This is a genomic window from Microcoleus sp. Pol11C2 (assembly GCF_036701505.1).
Lineage (GTDB): Bacteria > Cyanobacteriota > Cyanobacteriia > Cyanobacteriales > Microcoleaceae > Microcoleus.
Map to the genome: position 1 here is coordinate 197718 of NZ_JAUBQX010000005.1, position 19434 is coordinate 217151.

Below are 19434 nucleotides of genomic sequence, written 5' to 3' on the forward strand. Positions count from 1 at the left end.
TTTTGCCAAGGTAAGTAAGTGATACCCATTAAGTAAAGTTACTTATTAGCATTTTCCAAGAAGCGACCGCTAAGCAATGACCAAGAGCTAGAAATGCTCTACTCAACCTAGTATTTCACGGTCAAATGAAATTAGGATGAAATTTTGAATCAGCAGCCCAGATGCCCACCCGATTCTAAAATACGAAGATAAGTTTCGCCTAATGACAAGCGATTTTGCTGTAAATTTTTTTCCGGTTTTTTTATCTCTGCTGGCGCTGCAATTTCTTTTGTCAATTCGCTCAGTAGCTCATCTACGGCTGCATTTGATTTATAAGTGCTGTTTAATTCCAAGGTATTCAATATCATAAACTACCCTCTCTATGTATATAGCTTTTTGCTGACCTATCTACTACTTTAGAGGTAGGGCTGATCCATTGTCTACAGTATTCTTACGTAACTTTCTACTACTTTAGAGGTAGGACGGCTCAATTATCTACAGTATGTGTAGATACTCTCAGGAAACTGAGGTGGAGTCAGACCAATGCTGACAGCCACTGTCGAGCTACATTACTTTGTCTACCAAGGTTGTCGCCACTTTTTCATTTGCTCAATTTCTTGCTTTGGTGAAGCAAGTATTTTCGGAACTCTTGAGCTACTGTGATTAATGTCACTCATTTTCGGGATTTGGGTCACGTTTTGTTGAGGTGAGCAAAATTACTGTTTGTACCAAGCTTGCCGCCACTGTTTCATTTGCTCAATTTCTTGCTTTTGCGAAGTCATAATTTCTTGAGACAATTTCTTCATTTCCGGGCGTTTTGACTTCTTCAAAGCATCTTCAGCCATCACTAAAGCTCCTTCGTGGTGAGGAATCATCGCATTGATAAATCGCAAGTCAAATTGGTCGTCAGCGGCCCCTAAATCCATGCTCATCATCATGCTTTGCATTTGTTCGGGAGTCATTGCCATCATGTGACCCATTGGAGCGTGATAAGCCATCGGGGTACTGCTGGCTTTGGGATACCAAGCTTTTCGCCACTCTTTCATTTGATTGATTTCGCGGTTTTGAGCAGCAATTATATCAGTGGCAAGTTTTTTCATTTCCGGGCGTTTGGATTGTTTAAGCACATCTTGAGCCATTTTTACAGCACCTTGGTGGTGTACTGTCATCCCATCAATAAACCGCAAATCGTAGTCGGCATCAGCAGGGCCTAAATCCATTGACATATCGTGATTCGTGCCATGATTCATGCCATGATTCATGCCACCGCCTTGGGCCACGTTTTGCTTGTTGTTTGCTTCGGTTGCAGCCGTAACATTTGGGGCTTGAGCTTCGCTGGAAGGGGCTTTTGAACAAGCTGCAAGCACTCCGCTGGTTAAAGCGGCTGCGGCGGTGAATATCAGGGCTGCAAAGCCTGTTTTTAATGAAATTGGTTTCATAGATTTTATATCCTTAAAACGGCCATTTATCTTCAGCTTTCCACATATAAATGAAATTAGGATGAAATTTTTGCCTCGGAATTGTAAAGAATTATTGCTGTGCCGTCGATCGAACTCAAATTTAAGATTTACAGGACTGACAACCGAATTATGTAGGGTGAACAGTGCGCGCCTTACCCCTATGGGTAGCGTGTCAAACCACTTTTTTGAGAATTTCTGATTTATTTCGCAATTCCTCTTGACTCTCCAGTGAACTGGAGACTTTACAATGGAGTTAATTCATTTATTGAGCAGAGTAGTTTCTGCTGAGGTTCAAACTATGACTTTACAGCTAAAAGTTCCTAAGATGGCTTGTTCTGCTTGTGCGAATACAATAACAAAAGCAGTCCAAGCCATTGACTCAGCCGCTGGTGTTGAGGCGGATCTCAAGACAAAATTGGTCACGATTCAAACCGCTAAGTCGGAAAGTGAAGTTAGGAAAGCGATCGCATCGGCGGGCTATCCAACTATTTAAAGACAAAGGGTAAAGTCTCATTGAGGATGGCATATATGGACAATCTCACACTTAAATTGCGGGGCATGAGTTGTGCTTCTTGTGCTTCATCTATCGAACAAGCCATTCAATCTGTTCCCGGCGTAATTGAGTGTCATGTCAATTTTGGGATGGAACAAGCAACCATCCAATACGACTCCCAGCAAACCAACTTAGAAACAATTCAATCGGCGGTTGATGATGCGGGATACCAAGCTTTGCCGCTTCAAGAAATGGCGGCGCCAGAGGATGATTCCGAACAAGCCGATCGCAAATCTGAATCTCAAACCTTGCAGCGGAAACTCTGGACAGCAGGTATCATCAGCATCCTGCTGGTTGTGGGCGCTATTCCAGCGATGACCGGCTTGCACCTGCCATTTATTCCCGCATGGCTGCACAATTTTTGGCTGCAATTAGTCCTGACATCACCAGTACAATTCTGGTGCGGGAAATCGTTTTATGTGGGAGCTTGGAAATCCCTAAAACGGCGCGTAGCAACAATGGATACCCTGATTGCTTTGGGTACGAGTGCTGCTTACTTTTATTCTGTATTTGTGACCTGTTTTCCTGGTTTCTTCACTGCCCAAGGTTTGACTCCTAGCGTTTACTATGAAGTAGCCGCCAGCGTTATCGCCTTAATTTTGTTGGGGAAAACCCTAGAAAATCGGGCGAAGGGAGAGACTTCGGAGGCAATTCGCAAACTCATGGGTTTGCAAGCAAAAACTGCTCGGATAATTCGCAACGGGGAAGAGTTAGAAGTGCCGATCGCCCAAGTGGAAATTGGCGACATCGTGCAGGTGCGGCCGGGAGAGCAAATTCCCGTAGACGGAGATGTAATTGAGGGTGCTTCGACGGTAGACGAAGCAATGGTTACGGGAGAAAGTTTGCCCGTTAAAAAACAGCTTGGCGACGAAGTTATCGGAGCCACAATCAACAAAACTGGCAGCTTCAAATTTCGGGCGACAAGAGTTGGCAAAAATACATTTTTAGCTCAAATTGTCAAGATGGTGCAGGACGCACAGGGTTCAAAAGCACCGATTCAAAAGTTAGCAGACCAAGTGACTGGTTGGTTTGTTCCCATAGTAATTGCCGTCGCTTTAGCTACTTTCATTATCTGGTTTAACGCGACGGGAAACTTCACTCTAGCCACAGTGACAATGGTGGAAGTGCTGATTATTGCCTGTCCTTGTGCTTTGGGTTTGGCGACTCCGACTGCTGTGATGGTGGGCACGGGTAAAGGTGCAGAAAATGGGATTTTAATTAAAGGAGCCGAGAGTTTAGAATTGTCTCATAAAATTCAAATTATCGTGTTAGATAAAACTGGAACTATTACTGAAGGCAAGCCGACAGTAACTGATTTTGTGACAATTAAAGGAACGGCGAACAGCAATGAGTTAAAGTTGCTGCAATTGGCGGCGTCTGTAGAGCAAAATTCGGAGCATCCTTTGGGGGAAGCTGTTGTGAGGTACGCTCAATCTCAAGAGGTAAATTTGACGGATGTTAAGGATTTTGAGGCGATCGCGGGGAGTGGTGTTCGCGGAGTTGTAGGCGGAAAGTCGATCGCCCTGGGAACGCTGAGGTGGATGCAGGAACTCGGCTGCGATACTGAATATCTGGAACTGCGCGGGAGAGCTTTGGAAGCTGCGAGCAAAACGGTTGTTTGGATGGCTGTAGAAGGCAAAATAGAGGCAATTCTGGGCATTGCGGATGCCCTCAAACCGTCGTCAGCGCAGGCGGTGAAAGCACTTCAAAAGCTCGGTTTGGAGGTGGCGATGCTGACGGGGGACAACCGCGCGACTGCGGAGTCGATCGCCCAATCCGTGGGCATTACGCGCGTTTTTGCCGAAGTTAGACCCGACCAAAAAGCAGCTCAAATCCAAGCCCTGCAACGGGGAGGAAAAATTGTCGCGATGGTGGGAGACGGGATTAACGACGCACCGGCTTTGGCCTTAGCAGACGTGGGAATTGCGATCGGCACCGGCACCGATGTGGCGATCGCAGCCAGCGACATTACCTTAATTTCAGGCGATTTGCAAGGCATAGTTACAGCAATTAAACTTTCCCGCGCCACCATGCGGAACATCCGCGAGAATCTGTTTTTTGCGTTTATTTACAACATCGCTGGAATACCGATCGCGGCGGGCATTTTGTACCCCTTTTTTGGCTGGCTGCTAAATCCAATTATCGCCGGTGCAGCAATGGCTTTCAGTTCAGTCTCTGTAGTTACTAATGCTTTGCGATTGCGGAATTTTCAAGCCAAATCTAGTGCATAAATTTGGAGGAATTAGAAAAATGTTACAGCCTAGTCAAATTTGGGGAAGTCTCGCGAGTTTAGGACTTGTGATGGGAATGGCATCGGGAGTTCAAGCTTCCGAAATGTCCGTCCCGCATTCTACTTCAACGACTCAATTCCGCAGCATTGAACAGCCACTAGGTTTAAAAGTTGGCGTCACAATAGGTGGTTTGACATTAATCGGTTTGGAATTGTGGTGGTTTTTGTTCAGTAAAGCTAAAGGGCAGCAAGCTGAATCTATTCAGGGGATACAAGAGTTGACTATTACTGTGGACGGGGGTTATGAGCCTGCTACTGTAGTTGTGAAAGCAGGTCAATTAGTCAGGCTCAATTTCTTGAGGCGCGACCCCAACATTTGTCTTGAAAAAGTGTTGTTACCAGATTTCCACATTGTGCAAGAATTACCTCTAAATCAGCTAACGGCTGTTGAATTCACCCCTCAAAGACCTGGACGATACCTATTTACTTGCGGCATGAATATGTTTAGGGGTGTGGTGGAAGTACAAAGCTAAATCAAATAGACAGTTGTCAACCTGCGGCAATGGCGACGGTTGAGGCGCGAGTTTTTTCAGCAAGAAATCGCTAAAATAGATGAAAGCTTAAAAAATTTGGAGTGAGCTAAATGCAACTACTACACACGATGCTCCGAGTCGGCAACCTGGAAGAGTCCCTCAAATTTTACACTGAGGTTCTGGGCATGAAATTGCTGCGGCAAAAGGACTATCCAGACGGTAAATTTACTCTGGCTTTTGTGGGCTACGGCGATGAATCGGACACTACAGTTTTGGAATTAACATACAACTGGGGCGTCACAGAGTACAATTTGGGTGATGCTTACGGTCATATTGCGATCGGCGTTGACGACATTTACGGTACTTGCGAAGAAATTAAAGCTCGCGGCGGTAAAGTTAGTCGCGAACCCGGCCCGATGAAGCACGGTTCAACAGTCATCGCTTTTGTGCAAGACCCAGATGGATATAAAGTTGAATTAATTCAACTGGAAAATCAAGGTAGCAACACCCAGAAAGTAGCAGCAACAACCGCATCCTAACTTTCTTAAGAGGGGGAAGGGGAAGGAAAAACTATCTTCCCTCTTCCGTTTTCCTTTTGACAACAGTCGTACCCACAACGGTCAACTGAAACTTTTAATTCGATCGCACCGACGGTAAAAACTGCTGCAAATATATTTTTTGCCACAATATAGAAAAACTGCTCCCTATTTGGCTTAAGCTATCAAATTGAGGAATTAATTTAGATTCTCGGCGCTGGTCTAAAGCAGCGAGCGCCGAAAAGAATACAGCTAATACTAATAAAAATACCACCATTACACTAAATAAAATAGTCCAATAAACTAGAAATTCGCTTGTGTAGCTGACCCCGAATATCCAGTTAATCACTAAATTTGATAAATAAAAAAACCACCCTACTGAAAACCCCACCGCGAACAATAGCCACGTCCACCTAAACATATCTGTTGCCGTCTTGCTATTTTTGGATGCCGAAAGTTCTAACTCTCTAATTTGACTGTTAATATTTGATGTGACTTCATACAATGTATACTGCAAAGAATCTCTGATATAATTGAGTTCATTGTCGAGGTTTATGCACTGCTCGGAGGTACTTTTATCCAAGCTCAGGTTTTGAATTTTTTTGCGGTGCGCCGCCAGTTTATTGTCTAGAGTGTAATCCCATTTTTCCAGCCGATCTACAGTCAAATACAAAAGTTCCCTATTAGCATCTAACAAGCTCTGGCAATTTATGATTGACTTAACTAACTTGCTGAGATTGTTGATATACTCCTGTAGAGTATGTTGGTATTCCCTTTGTTTAGCGGACAAGAAACTTGCGAGTTCGACATCCCGATCGCCGCACAGCGCCAAAGCCTCACAATACAAGTCGTCAATTTCCATTTTACCGAAATATAGTGACGCTTTGTACTCCTCGATTTCGGGAATAGTAAGGGATTCTAAAGGCTGATATTTTACATTAAATTTATATAGGAGCGCTGTCAGAATCTGCGCCGATTTTCGGTCAATCTTGTCTTTGTAAGGTTCTAAAATAATTGTAGCTAGATTTTTAACTCTCGCTTCCGGGTGGTGCAGAAACTCAAAAATTTTGGCAAGTATTTTGGAGAATTCCAAGTCATTAAAATTATTTTCTGCCACTTCCAAAAAGTTTGTTACCCCTGCATCGTTGTCGGCACTCAATTTGTACGGGCCCCTAAGTGCGATCGCAGCAAATACTCGATCGATCCAAAACAGATATTCGTCGCAATCCATTGCCAGGCTCGGCAGCAGCCAGCTAGGGCCGTACACCCAAAAATCGAGACAATTCTCATATTCCTTGTGGCTGTCATTTCTGCGGCTGTCGCCCAAAGCAAATTTGTTGCTTGCTAATAGTTGAATTTGCTCTTCTACAACCCGTCGCTCAATTTCCTCTGCATTGATTGTGACATTGACAGCACCTTCCTTGCCTTGTTGTTGCCCTGCTTCATCCAACCAAATTGACTTAATAATAACAGCCGCAGACCACCGAATTAAAGGAGTCGATCCCCCTCGCGCTTCCTGTTCTAACGCCGCCAGCAGATTTTTGCTAAAATTACTTGCTCTAGCCTTTCTCTCACTTGATATCAGCCCCTCTCCCACCTTCCCAAATGCCTGAATTGCCAAAGCGCGAAACAGCAAATTCGGATGCGGTTTTCTGAGGGATTCCGGTATATTTTCTCTGAATATTCCGCTGTTGGGTACGCCCAAAACTTCAGCAAAAGGCTCGATGCCGCACTGTTGCAGGATTTTTTTAACTAGGTTTATTCTTTGCCAAGGTTGAGTATATTTAGTGAGAGTGAAGATTAGCGCTCTGCCGCTGCACCCCATTGACTCAGGGATGTTAGTGCGATCGAGTTTCCACATATTGCTCGTCATAATTTGTCGCCATGACAATTGCTAGATATGGAGGCCGTTGTTGGATGCTGAATTCAGCATTACATTTACTGTGGCTTTTTGTCAATATTAGTCCTGAACGCATAGGGAGTTATAAACCCGGTTTCACGAGTAAATTTATTATAACTCAAGCCTAGATTTTCCCTAAAAACCTAGTTAATCAAGGCAAATGTGCGTCCCGAACTAAATATATTATTTTGCAATAATTGGTGAAATGTCTAAATTTTAGGTTGGGCAACGAAACCCAACCTACTATAGTCATTTTTTTGTCTGAGCTTTTAATATTTTGTCGCTTACCATTTGGTCAACGAGTAAGTCGCTGATAATTTGAGCTCCGTGGGATGTAAAGTGCAAGCCGTCATTATTTTTTACATAGCCTCGCTTACCCGATTTATTAGCAACTACTGGAACAAATCTTCCTCCTTGTCCAAAAGTGTCCCAAGTAGAAATAAATTCGATTTTGGATGAAGATTTGCTGGCATTTTTATAAATATCGTTCATCAGGTAAAAAGCTTTGAGATACGAAGATTTGTTAGGGATCGATTGACCGACCCAATACACTTTTCTTACGGATGACGAATCAAGTAAATTGGCATATCTTTCTACTCTTTCTTGATAAGCTTTTTGCCATTCTTTGGTCATTATTCTCCAGGCTTTTCCTTGAGAGTCAATGATATTTTGACGGTCATTGGCTCCGAACAAAACTATCACTACATCCGGCTGGTAATTATTAAGAGTTTGGCGAGTTCTGGCATACCAATCATAATAATCTATCCGATTTAATCCGGTCGCGACCTTGTAGTCAATTTTCGTATCGGCGATATTGTATTTTTTCTTAAGACTGTACTGGAGTTGAATTCCTAAGTCGAACATTACGGAATCTCCAATAAATAAAAATCGGCGATAAGGTCTGGTCAGTTTAGGTTGAGCTGGGGGTGTTTTTTTAGCTGGGGTTGGTTTTTTAGGATTACCAGGCTTTGGGGGTTCAACGGTTGCTTTTGTTTCGGTTTGGACAGATGAAATTTCTGGTTCTTTGGGGAGGTTATCGAAGTTAATATCTTTAATTTTGCTCCAAAAATCTTGTTCGGATTTTCTGAAACCGTCTATTTCTATCTGGCGCGCGGCTTGTTTAATTTCTGGACTGGCGAAAGGAGTTGAAGCAAAGCTTTTTAGAAATAATGATAAGTTTGAAAATATTAAAGTGAGAATTACAGAAGTAACAATCAGCAAAAATTCCCGGTCTTTCATATTTCTTAGAAATTAAAGTAAATAAAAGGCGCGACGGTACTTGGCCCCAACATCAAGATAGTATACACGAGCAGTGAAACTAAGACAACCCGAAAGAAAATGTTTTTTAATGACAATACGGTTTGCAATAGTTGGGAGATGCGATCGCCCCACAAGTTGAGCGCGCCAATGACCGCAATTACTAAATACAATTGCCAAAAGTTAAATTGAAAAGTTGCGACGGCAGGATGGAAAATTCCTTCAAAAAAACTCACCGCAGTTTCCCAATTGGGAGTGCCAAAAAATACCCAGCTACAAGTAACAAAAGTAAATGTTAGCAGCCAACTGCAAAATTTAGCAAATCTGGGAAAGGCATAGTCTAATTTAAAGTGGATAGCTTGGGGAATATCTTTACATAAATGGTTGACAATTAATCCTAAACCGTGAATTGCTCCCCAGAAAATAAAGTTTAAACCTGCGCCGTGCCAAAATCCACCGATCGCCATTGTTAAAAATAGATTTAGGTACTTCCTCAACTTGCCGTATTTGTTACCGCCCAAGGGAAAGTAAACGTAATCCCTCAGCCACTCGGAAAGACTGATGTGCCACCTTTTCCAAAATTCTTGCAGACTGAGCGATCGGTATGGCATATTAAAGTTGGCAATGGGTTTGAAACCCAGCAAACAGGAGATGCCGTTGGCTAAATCTGAATAGCCGCTGAAATCTACGTAAATTAAACAGGAATAGGAAATTGCTGCGAGGATTAAATCGATGCGGTTGTACTGCTGGGGTACTTTGAAGGGTAAGTCAGTGAAGTTAAACAAAAAGCTCGATAAAGTATATTTTTTGAAGAGTCCAGACAAAATCAAAACTATAACTTCTTCAATTTGATAGTCGTATTTTTTCCGTGAATTTAGCTGCCAATAAAATTCGCGAGCTCGCGAGATTGGCCCAGAGGCAATTTGCGGAAAGTAGGTAATGTAGGCCGCATAGTCTATAAATTTTGGACAGGGTATTTTTTGCTGGTAGCAGTCGATTAAATGAGAAATCATTCTAAAAGTGTAGAAAGACACGCCGACGGGGGCAATTATTTGCAAAACTGGAAAGCTGGCGGGAATTTGTAGCTGGTTCAGTATCTCAAATAAAGAAGTTACAAAGAAGTTGCAATATTTAAAGATGCCGAGATAAGCAATGTTGAAAACTAAGCCGGAGATTAAAGCAAATTTTTTATACTTATTGTTGCAGAGAACCCGGAGAGTGATATAGTTATAGGCTGTAGAGAAAACGAGGAGCAAGAGAAAGTCGAAACTCCAAAAGGAATAAAATAATAAACTTGAAATTAACAAGACAATTTTATACAAATTGACTTGGGGTTTCACAGAGACTATCAGGCTAAAAATAATTAGGAAAAAAACTAGAAATTGGTAAGTGGGAAATAGCATAAGTCTCAGCCGATAAAAAATCTTGTTTCTGGCAATATTTTTATAAGTACGACCAGCGAAACTATCCCGAAGGGAATCGCCAGAGTCGGTCTGACCTCACCAAATTTCGGGGTGGATTGCGGACTGTAAGCTTTTGTAAGAGGCCAATTATGCCACAACTTCCGCCCTAGTTAACCGCACTCATAAATTCATAATCCTGTTTAAAGATTATGATGGTTGTGAGACGATGTATTAACGGATAACAACAGGAATCCCCTTGATTGCGAGGAACCAACGTGCAGCCAACAGACCCTAGCAAATTTACAGATCAAGCCTGGGAAGCCATTGTCAAATCCCAGGATGTAGCCCGCCGCTTTGCCAATCAGCAGCTAGAGGTTGAACATTTAGCCATCGCCCTTCTCGAACAGCAAGGCCAGGCCAACAGCATTCTCAGCAAAGCTGGAGTCGATGCCCCCCGCTTGGCGCAGCAGTTAGATGCTTTTGCCAAACGACAGCCCAGAGTTGCCAACGCTGACCAACTATACCTCGGTCGCGGCTTAGAAGTGATGTTAGATGTTGCCGAGGCCACCAGGGCGACTTGGCAAGATAATTTTATCGCCGTTGAACATTTATTAATTGGCTTAGTAGAAGACGAACGAGTCGGCCGCAGGTTGCTGACAAAAGGCGACGGCCCGCCGGGCCGCCCCGGTTACGATCGCAAACCCCCAGCCGGTACGCTCGATCGACCAAAACTCGAAGAAGCAATCAAATCTTTCCGCGCCACTGCTAAAGCCCAAGAAAAAAATTCCGAAACTGGGAAAGGCAGCCGCAGCAGCGCTAAAGCCCAAGATCAAGATGGCGAAGCTAACTCGGACGCCCTCAGCAAGTACGGCCGCGATTTGACAGAAGCCGCCAAAGCCGGCAAACTCGACCCAGTAATCGGCCGCGACGAGGAAATCCGCCGCGTGGTGCAAGTTCTTTCTCGCCGTCAAAAAAACAATCCGGTGTTAATTGGAGATCCCGGAGTCGGAAAAACTGCGATCGCCGAAGGTTTAGCCCAGCGAATTGTCAACGGTGACGTACCGGAATCTTTGAAAAATCGCCAGCTATTTAGCCTTGACATGGGCAGTTTAATTGCTGGAGCAAAATTCCGGGGCGAATTTGAAGAACGATTGCGGTCTGTTCTGCGGGAAGTCATCGATTCCGACGGGCAAATTGTTTTATTTATTGACGAATTGCACACCGTTGTTGGCACTGGTGGCGGTGGCAGTTCCGGTTCGGGAATGGATGCGGGAAATTTGTTAAAACCAATGTTGGCGAGAGGCGAATTGCGCTGCATCGGCGCTACAACTCTCGACGAATTCCGCAAGAATATTGAAAAAGATCCTGCACTAGAACGCCGATTTCAACAAGTATTTGTCGGCGAACCCAGCGTTGAAGATACTGTTTCGATTTTGCGCGGATTGAAAGACCGTTACGAACGCCACCACGGGGTAAAAATTACTGATTCGGCCCTGGTAGCTGCTGCAACTTTGTCTTTTCGCTATATTTCCGATCGCTTTTTGCCGGACAAGGCGATCGACCTTGTAGATGAAGCGGCCGCCCACTTGAAAATGGAGATTACCTCTAAACCTGTGGAATTGGAAGGAATCGACCGCCGGGTGATGCAGTTGGAAATGGAAAAATTGTCGATCGAAGGCGAAGGAAAAGGTGCTCTCGCCCCTGGGCTCGGCTTCCGCGTCGAACGCATCACATCGGAGATTGACATCTTAAAAGTCAAGCAGGAAAAATTGTCTTCTCAGTGGTTGGGCGAAAAGCAGTTGTTGGATGCAATCAATAAATTGAAAGCAGAAGAAGACCAACTGCGAGTGCAAATCGAACAAGCAGAAAGGGCTTACGATTTGAATAAAGCCGCACAGTTAAAGTACGGCAAGTTGGAAACTGCGGTGCGCGATCGCGAAGCGAAAGAAGCGGAACTTTTGAAACAGCAAGCTCAAGGTTCTTCCCTGCTGCGGGAAAAAGTTACTGAGGGCGATATTGCGGAAATTGTCGCTAAATGGACGGGCATTCCGGTTAACCGATTGTTAGAATCCGAACGCCAAAAATTGCTGCAATTGGAAAAACACTTGCACCAAAAAGTCATCGGTCAAGAGGAAGCTGTAACAGCCGTGGCTGCTGCGATTCGGCGGGCTAGGGCGGGCATGAAAGATCCGGGAAGACCGATCGGCTCTTTCTTGTTTATGGGCCCGACAGGCGTCGGCAAAACTGAGTTAGCGCGGGCGTTGGCGGAGTTTTTGTTTGACAGCGATGATGCGATCGTCCGCATCGATATGTCGGAATACATGGAGAAACACAGCGTTTCCCGGTTGGTAGGAGCTCCCCCCGGATATGTCGGTTACGATGAAGGGGGACAACTTTCGGAAGCAGTGCGGAGACATCCTTATTCGGTAGTGCTGTTTGACGAAGTGGAAAAAGCGCACCCGGACGTATTTAACATTTTGCTGCAAGTGTTGGATGACGGCAGAATTACCGATTCTCAAGGTCGAGTGGTTGACTTTAGAAATACCGTAATTGTGATGACTAGCAATATCGGCAGCGACCACATTTTAGACGTGTTTACTAAGAAGGAAAAAACCGTCAAAAAACCTGCTAGCCGGAAGCAGGAAACGAAAGATTTGTCAAGTCAAAAGACAGATTATAAAGTGGCTGCCGATGGTACTGTTGAGGTGTCTGCCCAGCGAGTTGATGTTGATAGTGTAACCAAGAGTGAAAACAAGAGTGAAAATGAAAATTTATTGACTCAAGAACGGGAGACCGACCAAGAGTACGAACAGATGTTAAAACGGGTAATGACAGCCCTGCGATCGCACTTTCGGCCCGAATTTCTCAATCGGGTGGACGAGATAATTTTGTTCCACACTTTGAGCAAGGTCGAACTACGGCAAATAGTCAGTATCCAAGTGAAGCGGATCGAGCGTTTGTTGGCTGAGCAAAAAATCACTTTGGAACTGTCCGATGCGGCAAAAAACCATATCACAGATGTAGGTTACGACCCGGTTTACGGCGCTCGTCCCTTGAAACGCGCCATCCAGCGGGAGCTGGAAAACCCGCTGGCAAACAAGATTCTGGAAAATGCGTTTGTGGAGGGAGATACAATTGCGATCGACTGCGAAAATAACACTTTGCAGTTTCGCAAAAAAGATTCTCGCCCAGCGCTAGTCGGTAATAGTTTGTAGTTGCCGAACAGCTAGGAAAAGGCATCCTGCCTGTTCCACAAATAATAAGTCTTCTTGTGGAACAGGCATCCGCCCTGTTATTGAAAATTAGGAACAGGCAAGATGCCTGTTCCACAAACCATCAATTCTCTTGTGGAACAGGCATCCTGCCTGTTATTGAAAATGGTGAAACCTGTTACTTGATATCAAGAATTCGAGATGGTGCGGCTACCATAGGCATCCATGCTATAGGCAGGAACGCGAACGCTGTAATCCATCTCTGTTGCTGTGATTGCTACAGCCAATTTTTCAAAAGATTCATCGTTCCAATTCCGCTCGTGGATGGGCTTTGACTGTTCCCCGAGGAAATATGCTTGAGTGCCAATTAATGCTGCTGCGACCCAACCGACGATTAAAAGAGAGATTACAATAGCCATATTTGCTTTTTCCTTAACTTTTGTTGCTTTATGTAAACTAATGTAACGAAAATTAGTAATAAACGTCAAGGTACTGTAATGTCGTGGCAACCGTCCGGCAGGTAGTAAATACCGCACCTTTGACGGCAGGGCCAGAGGGGAAGAAGGAGAGAGAGCGAGAGTATGTATGGTGGGCACTACGGCGCATCGGTAGCTAGCACAGTACCCGGATTGTGAACTGTATCCGAAATAGCAAACAGATTGTTGAAATTTTATAGTTAAGAAATTATAAGTTTTGCGTTAATAAATTACGATTAAAAGTCTGCGGCTGGCATGAGGAATAGCGGCCAAATTATAAGTTATGATTTATCAGTTTGGATGGGAACTAACAAATCCCAATTACCAAATTTTAAGTACAAATTACCAATTACCAATCATCCCTACAAATCATGCCAAACTCAATGTTAAATGACGACCCGTTGTGGTTCAAAGACGCGATTATTTACGAAGTACCAGTTCGGGCTTTTGCCGACAGCAATGCAGACGGCATCGGCGACTTTAGAGGGCTGACAGAAAAACTGGATTACCTGCAAAACTTGGGAGTAACAGCAATTTGGGTACTACCATTTTTTCCCTCGCCGCTCCGAGACGACGGCTACGATACATCTCACTATACCACCGTAAACCCGATTTACGGCACATTAGAGGACTTTAAAGACCTTTTAGAAGCAGCGCACCAGCGGGGAATTCGAGTCATTATTGAGTTAATTGTTAACCACACTTCTGACCAGCACGCTTGGTTTCAGCGAGCGCGCCGCGCCCCGAAAGGAAGTAACGAAAGAGATTTTTATGTGTGGAGCGACACGCCGGAAAAATATCAAGATGCTCGGATTATTTTCCAAGATTTTGAAACATCTAATTGGGCGTGGGATTCTGTAGCAAAAGCTTATTACTGGCACCGTTTTTATTCCCACCAACCCGATTTGAATTACGACAATCCGGCAGTCCGCCAAGCCATCTTAGATGTGGTAGATTTCTGGTTGGCACTAGGAGTAGACGGACTGCGGATGGATGCGGTGCCTTACCTTTACGAGCGCGAAGGTACTAACTGCGAAAACCTGCCAGAAACTCACCTATTCCTGAAGCAATTGCGGCAGCACGTAGATGAGAAATTTCCGAACCGGATGCTGCTTGCTGAGGCGAATCAGTGGCCGGAGGATGCAGTTCAATATTACGCTGCCGGGGATGAATGTCACATGAACTTTCATTTTCCGCTGATGCCGCGTTTATTTATGGCTTTGTATATGGAAGATAGCTTCCCAATTAGCGACATTCTCCAGCAAACTCCGCAGATTCCCAATAACTGTCAGTGGGCATTATTTTTGCGGAATCACGATGAATTGACGCTGGAAATGGTGAGTGATGAAGACCGAGATTATATGTATCGGGTTTACGCTCAAGACACTCAGGCGAGAATTAATTTGGGAATCCGCCGCCGCTTGGCTCCTTTGATGGGAAATAACCGCCGCCGCATCGAGTTGATGAATGCTTTGCTGCTGTCTCTTCCGGGTACGCCGGTGCTTTACTACGGCGATGAAATTGGCATGGGAGACAATATCTATTTGGGCGATCGCAACGGGGTGAGAACTCCGATGCAGTGGAGTGGCGATCGCAATGCCGGTTTTAGCCGTGCTAACCCGCAGCGACTGTATGCACCGCCAATTGTTGACCCTGAATATCACTACGAATCTGTTAACGTGGACGCGCAGCGGGCGAATCCGAGTTCTCTTTGGTGGTGGATGAAACGCCTGATTGCAATTAGGCAGCGCTTCCAAGCATTCGGCCGCGGAACTTGCGAGTTTCTCTACCCGGAAAACCGCAAAGTTTTAGCTTTTGTACGCACTTATCAAGACGAACACATCCTCGTAGTGGCTAATTTGTCGCGCTTCGTCCAGACGGCAGAATTAGACCTTGCGCCCTTTAAAGGTGCTGTTCCGGTGGAGATTTTCGGCCGCACGGAGTTTCCTCCTGTTGGCGAGTCGCCTTACTTTTTGTGCTTGAGTCCTCACACGTTTTACTGGTTTACTCTTACTGTTAAACATGAAGATTTGGCGCTGCACGGTGTTCCCACAGACTTGCCTACTTTGGCGGTGATAGGCAATTGGAAAACTGCTTTTGCTACAAGTCAGTTAAGCGAGATGCTGCTTAATATTTTGCCGGGATACCTGCGGCGCCATCGCTGGTTTAGCGGTACAGCTCGGACAATTCAATCATTAGAAATAAGTGAGATTGTACCGATTGAATGTAAAGATAGTGCGGGGGAGCAATCTCAAGTTTACATTCTGTTTTTGCAGTTGAATTATACTGAAGGTATGCCGGAAACTTACGTTTTGCCTTTAGGCTGGGAAGAGATGAAAGGCGATGTGGACGATCGGGCGATCGCGCGCCTCCACTTCCCAGAAACCAACAAGGAAGTCGGGGTACTATTTGACGCTGCGGGGGACAAAGGTTTTCTGAGCGCGCTGCTGGGGGCGATCGCCACTTCTCGCAGTTACAGAGGTGCTGCAGGTCAACTGCTAGGAATTGCCGACAGTGCATTCAACTCCGAACAAGATTTATCGCAGCTCGACCCTCACCTGTTCAAAAAAGAACAAAGCAATACATCCGCAGGTTACGGCGACCGCTTCGTCCTGAAAATATTGCGGAAAGTCGAGGAAGGAATCAACCCCGAATTAGAAATCGGACGCTTTTTAACCCATCTCAACTCGATTCAACACTACGCTCCAATTGCCGGAGCATTGGAATATCACACACCAGGAAAACAAGTCTTTACCGTCGGAATACTGCAAAAATTAATCCCCGACAGCATAGACGCTTGGTCTTATACATTAGACACACTGCGCGACTATTTCGAGCAAGTAATGACCGTAGAAGCAAAGCATTCCGGCGAGAATTTATCTACTGCCCCCGAAAATTATTTACCGAGCGCTTTGACCGGACCAATGCAGCGGAACTCAAACTCGCTAGTAGCGGATTTATCCCTAGAAATTCCTGCATTAGCTCGCGAACTCATCGGCTCTTACTTAGCATCAGCCGAACTTTTAGGTCAGCGGACAGCCGAACTTCACCTCGCTTTAACTGGTGACACAGAAAATCCCGCTTTTGCCCCAGAAAGCTTCACCTCCTTTTACCAGCGTTCCATCTATCAACACATGAGAAATCTGGCAGGAAGAACTTTGCTGGATCTGAAAAAACGGATGTCCAAACTGCCGCCCGAAATACAAAAATCGGCGCAAAAGCTGCTCAACCGCGAAGATTTGCTCATGGAACGTTTCAAGTCTATTTTGAACTTGAGAATCACGACCGATAGAATTCGCTGTCACGGAGACTTTCATTTCGGGCAAGTTCTTTATACAGGCAAAGACTTCGTAATTATTGACTTCGGAGGAGAACGCGATCGACCATTAAACGAGCGGCGGATGAAGAGGTCGCCCCTGCGAGATGTTGCGGGAATGCTGCAATCTATAAGTTACGCTGTTACTTTGGCACTCCGCAATGAAGTAGAAAGTGGGATGATTCGCCCTGAAAATCTCCCGGAGATGCAGCAGTGGGCGAACGTTTGGCACCGCTGGGTCAGCCTAACTTTTGTTAAGAGCTATTTGGCAACAGCAGCCGATGCAGATTTCTTGCCCAAATCTATACCGGAACTACAAGTTTTGCTGGATGCTTACATTTTGGAAAAAGCGGTTGGCGAGCTAGCCTACGAACTTAATTACCGCTTGGATTGGGCCCACATTCCGCTTCAGCGGATTGTAGAGTTGCTGAATTTATAAGGGCGGGTTTATCTACCCTCGTTAGGGTGCGTGACTTTCTAGCCACTCAAGTGGCAGCGAGATGCTGGAAAGTCACGCACCTTACATGATACGAAATCTGCTTGAACAACCATTTCCCGCGGCGAATATTAGGTAAGAGTCACAACTGATTCACGTATCTTTGCGATCGCTTTGATAATTTCTTCTCGATTCTTACCTAATTGTATCCATTTTGGAAGTCGAGACAACAGACTCTGATTCGACCAGCCATAAAGTTCATGAGGCTTTCGTTCCCTCAGCTTTGCCCGAACAAAAGCCTCAATAAATTCTAAATGTCGAAGATTGTAAGCCCAAAGCGTCTTACCGCAACAGGAAGTTTGAAGCCACAGAGGATAGTGGAAGTAGTTATCCTGTGCCTTACTATACCAGCTTTCAATATTCTGTTCAGACCAATCTTTTGAGGAACCACAAGTTGTACAGGAAAATCTGCGAGGAGCAAAGCTATCGACCTTATCAGGATCTATACAACGCACGATCGCACATGAACCACAAAAAGGGCATCTCACCAGAAATTCATTCTGGAATGAGTAGATGTCTTCACGAGTATCTTTAAATCGCTCCATACTTACCATTTTAAATAAAGAGATGTTTGATATAAAACTTGTTCTTGATGCGTTAACAACGTGCAGTCAGAAAGCGGGTAAGCCACACAAGTAACAGCGTAGCCAGCTTGCACTTCAGACGGCTTCAAAAACTTTTGTTCGCTTTGGTCGATTTCACCGCTCAGCAGTTTGACAACGCAAGCAGAACACTCGCCTTGCTTGCATCCATTGGGCAAGCGGATGCCGGCATCTTCTGCCATATCTAAGATATACTGGTCGTCTGGTACTGCGATCGTGCGATCGAGCGCGAGTGCCTCATTCACCAACCGAACTTGATAAACAGCCATTTCCACCTCTTATATTGGGATTGCTTGTATTCAACTAAAATAGATGATTACAACTTACAGAAAAAATCAAAATGTAGGGTGCCGACGGAGGATATGCCGCTATACATGATAGCTAAAAAACCCAGTATTTTCAAAACACCGGGTTTTTGAGAAACCACAACCTCGATCGCTATACTAGACAAGCGCTTCTTGATAATCGAGATTTTCATCTAGATAAATAGCCCGAATATCCTCCGGCAAGTTGGATTCTAAACTTTGATATCCTTTTTGCAGCAAAGCCTTTACCTGAGCGGGGGAAATAGCTTCGCCTTCTGCTTGCAAATAAGCTGCAATTCGAGTTTCGCTCCAGCGGAAAGTCTGAGCCATCAACACCACTAAACGCGGCAGCGGCGCTAACAATTCCAAGGCTTGTTTGACGTAACACCACAGCGGAGGCGGAGCCGATTGCAAAGAGTAGTGAATCGATTCAACAGGGGGCAATTCAGCTTGATTTATGCAGACTGCGGTGACATTAATCAGCCAGTTTTGGAGACTGAGATTTCCGCCATCAGACTCTTGGGTTTCGCGGCGCAAATCGAGGCCTCGGAGTTCGTGATAGATGTGCAGCCAAGTGTGGGCAAATAGGTAATCGCCTTGTACGGGCGATCGCACAGAATGGCGAATCAGGGAGTGTACAATTTGAGCGTAGCGGCAAAAAATCGCCGTGAAGAAGCGACCCTGATCGGGATGGTTTTGAAACAGAGTCAATAATTCCTGGTCGCTGTGATGGAACAGGGATTTGACCACAGGATGGTTGAGTTCTGAAAAATTAGGTGTTTGCACAATTGTTCTGGAAAGGTTTGGAGAATAAATGCGGGTGCAGCCCGATTCTACACGATTTGTCGATCGACATTCCAGAGTTGAGGGTGATTTTTTAGCGGTACGATGCTCGCAGAGCGGTATTTATGGCATTTTGCGGCTCTTTCAAGATAATATATACTTTTCACTTCGGCGAGCGAGCTTTTCACACATCAGAAAAGTTATGAAAAACTCTGGCTATATTACTCCCCATAAAAAAGAACCTTCACCGGAAAAATGCCTGTCGGTTCATAACGATAAATTAAAAGCGAGGGCTTACTTATATCGTTTCCGGTAGCATCAGAATGATACCGAGGACACGGCAGTGCCGTGTCCCTACCCGATTAATTGTAGGGACACGGCACTGCCGTGTCC

At 45.0% G+C, this 19434-nt stretch carries 14 protein-coding genes; 6 read left to right on the top strand and 8 right to left on the bottom strand.

The features are described 5' to 3' along the window. Nucleotides 1-149 precede the first annotated feature (149 nt). The gene (locus QUA42_RS05420; protein ID WP_333135785.1) at nucleotides 150-347 is read right to left on the bottom strand and encodes a hypothetical protein; all 198 of its coding nucleotides are present in this window, start codon (nucleotides 345-347) and stop codon (nucleotides 150-152) included. Nucleotides 348-695: 348 nt separating this feature from the next. Next, entirely contained in the window at nucleotides 696-1418 is a 723-nt protein-coding gene (locus QUA42_RS05425) for a DUF305 domain-containing protein (RefSeq protein WP_333135787.1), read from the bottom strand. A 319-nt stretch (nucleotides 1419-1737) separates the two neighbouring features. On the opposite strand from QUA42_RS05425, the gene QUA42_RS05430 reads away from it, so the two are divergent. The 4 genes from QUA42_RS05430 (at nucleotide 1738) to gloA (ending at nucleotide 5294) form a co-directional block, all read left to right on the top strand. Then, complete coding sequence (locus QUA42_RS05430; RefSeq protein ID WP_333135789.1) at nucleotides 1738-1932, top strand: heavy-metal-associated domain-containing protein; 195 nt, start codon at nucleotides 1738-1740, stop codon at nucleotides 1930-1932. 35 nt (nucleotides 1933-1967) lie between these two features. Next, nucleotides 1968-4223: a heavy metal translocating P-type ATPase gene (locus QUA42_RS05435; RefSeq protein ID WP_333135791.1), complete on the top strand. Its 2256-nt coding sequence runs from the start codon at nucleotides 1968-1970 to the stop codon at nucleotides 4221-4223. 19 nt (nucleotides 4224-4242) lie between these two features. Next, nucleotides 4243-4755: a cupredoxin domain-containing protein gene (locus QUA42_RS05440; protein ID WP_333135793.1), complete on the top strand. Its 513-nt coding sequence runs from the start codon at nucleotides 4243-4245 to the stop codon at nucleotides 4753-4755. Between the two features lie 110 nt (nucleotides 4756-4865). Next, entirely contained in the window at nucleotides 4866-5294 is a 429-nt protein-coding gene (gloA, locus tag QUA42_RS05445) for a lactoylglutathione lyase (protein WP_333052871.1), read from the top strand. A gap of 94 nt (nucleotides 5295-5388) precedes the next feature. On the opposite strand, the gene QUA42_RS05450 is transcribed toward gloA, so the two are convergent. The 3 genes from QUA42_RS05450 to QUA42_RS05460 form a co-directional block, all read right to left on the bottom strand. Further along, nucleotides 5389-7164 carry a hypothetical protein gene (locus tag QUA42_RS05450; protein ID WP_333135795.1) on the bottom strand — a complete coding sequence of 592 codons (1776 nt, stop codon included), beginning with the start codon at nucleotides 7162-7164 and terminating at the stop codon, nucleotides 5389-5391. Between the two features lie 276 nt (nucleotides 7165-7440). Further along, a complete protein-coding gene (locus tag QUA42_RS05455) occupies nucleotides 7441-8430 on the bottom strand; it encodes a DUF459 domain-containing protein (RefSeq protein WP_333135797.1) in 990 nt (329 codons plus the stop codon). 5 nt (nucleotides 8431-8435) lie between these two features. After that, nucleotides 8436-9851, bottom strand: coding sequence for an MBOAT family O-acyltransferase (locus QUA42_RS05460; protein WP_333135799.1), 1416 nt, complete (start codon nucleotides 9849-9851; stop codon nucleotides 8436-8438). Nucleotides 9852-10126: 275 nt separating this feature from the next. On the opposite strand from QUA42_RS05460, the gene QUA42_RS05465 reads away from it, so the two are divergent. Next, nucleotides 10127-13066: an AAA family ATPase gene (locus QUA42_RS05465; protein WP_333037380.1), complete on the top strand. Its 2940-nt coding sequence runs from the start codon at nucleotides 10127-10129 to the stop codon at nucleotides 13064-13066. 185 nt (nucleotides 13067-13251) lie between these two features. Here the strand turns inward: QUA42_RS05465 and QUA42_RS05470 are convergent, their stop codons facing one another. After that, nucleotides 13252-13482 carry a photosystem II protein, Psb35-related gene (locus tag QUA42_RS05470; RefSeq protein ID WP_333037381.1) on the bottom strand — a complete coding sequence of 77 codons (231 nt, stop codon included), beginning with the start codon at nucleotides 13480-13482 and terminating at the stop codon, nucleotides 13252-13254. 428 nt (nucleotides 13483-13910) lie between these two features. On the opposite strand from QUA42_RS05470, the gene treS reads away from it, so the two are divergent. Then, the gene (gene treS, locus QUA42_RS05475; RefSeq protein WP_333135800.1) at nucleotides 13911-17294 is read left to right on the top strand and encodes a maltose alpha-D-glucosyltransferase; all 3384 of its coding nucleotides are present in this window, start codon (nucleotides 13911-13913) and stop codon (nucleotides 17292-17294) included. Between the two features lie 604 nt (nucleotides 17295-17898). Here treS and QUA42_RS05480 read toward each other — a convergent pair. Beyond that, nucleotides 17899-18222 carry a 2Fe-2S iron-sulfur cluster-binding protein gene (locus QUA42_RS05480; RefSeq protein ID WP_333135802.1) on the bottom strand — a complete coding sequence of 108 codons (324 nt, stop codon included), beginning with the start codon at nucleotides 18220-18222 and terminating at the stop codon, nucleotides 17899-17901. Nucleotides 18223-18396: 174 nt separating this feature from the next. Next, nucleotides 18397-19044 carry a sigma-70 family RNA polymerase sigma factor gene (locus QUA42_RS05485; RefSeq protein ID WP_333060700.1) on the bottom strand — a complete coding sequence of 216 codons (648 nt, stop codon included), beginning with the start codon at nucleotides 19042-19044 and terminating at the stop codon, nucleotides 18397-18399. Between the last annotated feature and the right edge of the window lie 390 nt (nucleotides 19045-19434).

What these genes read in the sequence shown, in the direction of transcription:
- QUA42_RS05420 (WP_333135785.1), bottom strand. Translation starts at nt 347, where the DNA reads ATGATATTGAATACCTTGGAATTAAACAGCACTTATAAATCAAATGCA.
- QUA42_RS05425 (WP_333135787.1), bottom strand. Translation starts at nt 1,418, where the DNA reads ATGAAACCAATTTCATTAAAAACAGGCTTTGCAGCCCTGATATTCACC.
- QUA42_RS05430 (WP_333135789.1), top strand. Translation starts at nt 1,738, where the DNA reads ATGACTTTACAGCTAAAAGTTCCTAAGATGGCTTGTTCTGCTTGTGCG.
- QUA42_RS05435 (WP_333135791.1), top strand. Translation starts at nt 1,968, where the DNA reads ATGGACAATCTCACACTTAAATTGCGGGGCATGAGTTGTGCTTCTTGT.
- QUA42_RS05440 (WP_333135793.1), top strand. Translation starts at nt 4,243, where the DNA reads ATGTTACAGCCTAGTCAAATTTGGGGAAGTCTCGCGAGTTTAGGACTT.
- gloA (WP_333052871.1), top strand. Translation starts at nt 4,866, where the DNA reads ATGCAACTACTACACACGATGCTCCGAGTCGGCAACCTGGAAGAGTCC.
- QUA42_RS05450 (WP_333135795.1), bottom strand. Translation starts at nt 7,164, where the DNA reads ATGACGAGCAATATGTGGAAACTCGATCGCACTAACATCCCTGAGTCA.
- QUA42_RS05455 (WP_333135797.1), bottom strand. Translation starts at nt 8,430, where the DNA reads ATGAAAGACCGGGAATTTTTGCTGATTGTTACTTCTGTAATTCTCACT.
- QUA42_RS05460 (WP_333135799.1), bottom strand. Translation starts at nt 9,851, where the DNA reads ATGCTATTTCCCACTTACCAATTTCTAGTTTTTTTCCTAATTATTTTT.
- QUA42_RS05470 (WP_333037381.1), bottom strand. Translation starts at nt 13,482, where the DNA reads ATGGCTATTGTAATCTCTCTTTTAATCGTCGGTTGGGTCGCAGCAGCA.
- treS (WP_333135800.1), top strand. Translation starts at nt 13,911, where the DNA reads ATGCCAAACTCAATGTTAAATGACGACCCGTTGTGGTTCAAAGACGCG.
- QUA42_RS05480 (WP_333135802.1), bottom strand. Translation starts at nt 18,222, where the DNA reads ATGGCTGTTTATCAAGTTCGGTTGGTGAATGAGGCACTCGCGCTCGAT.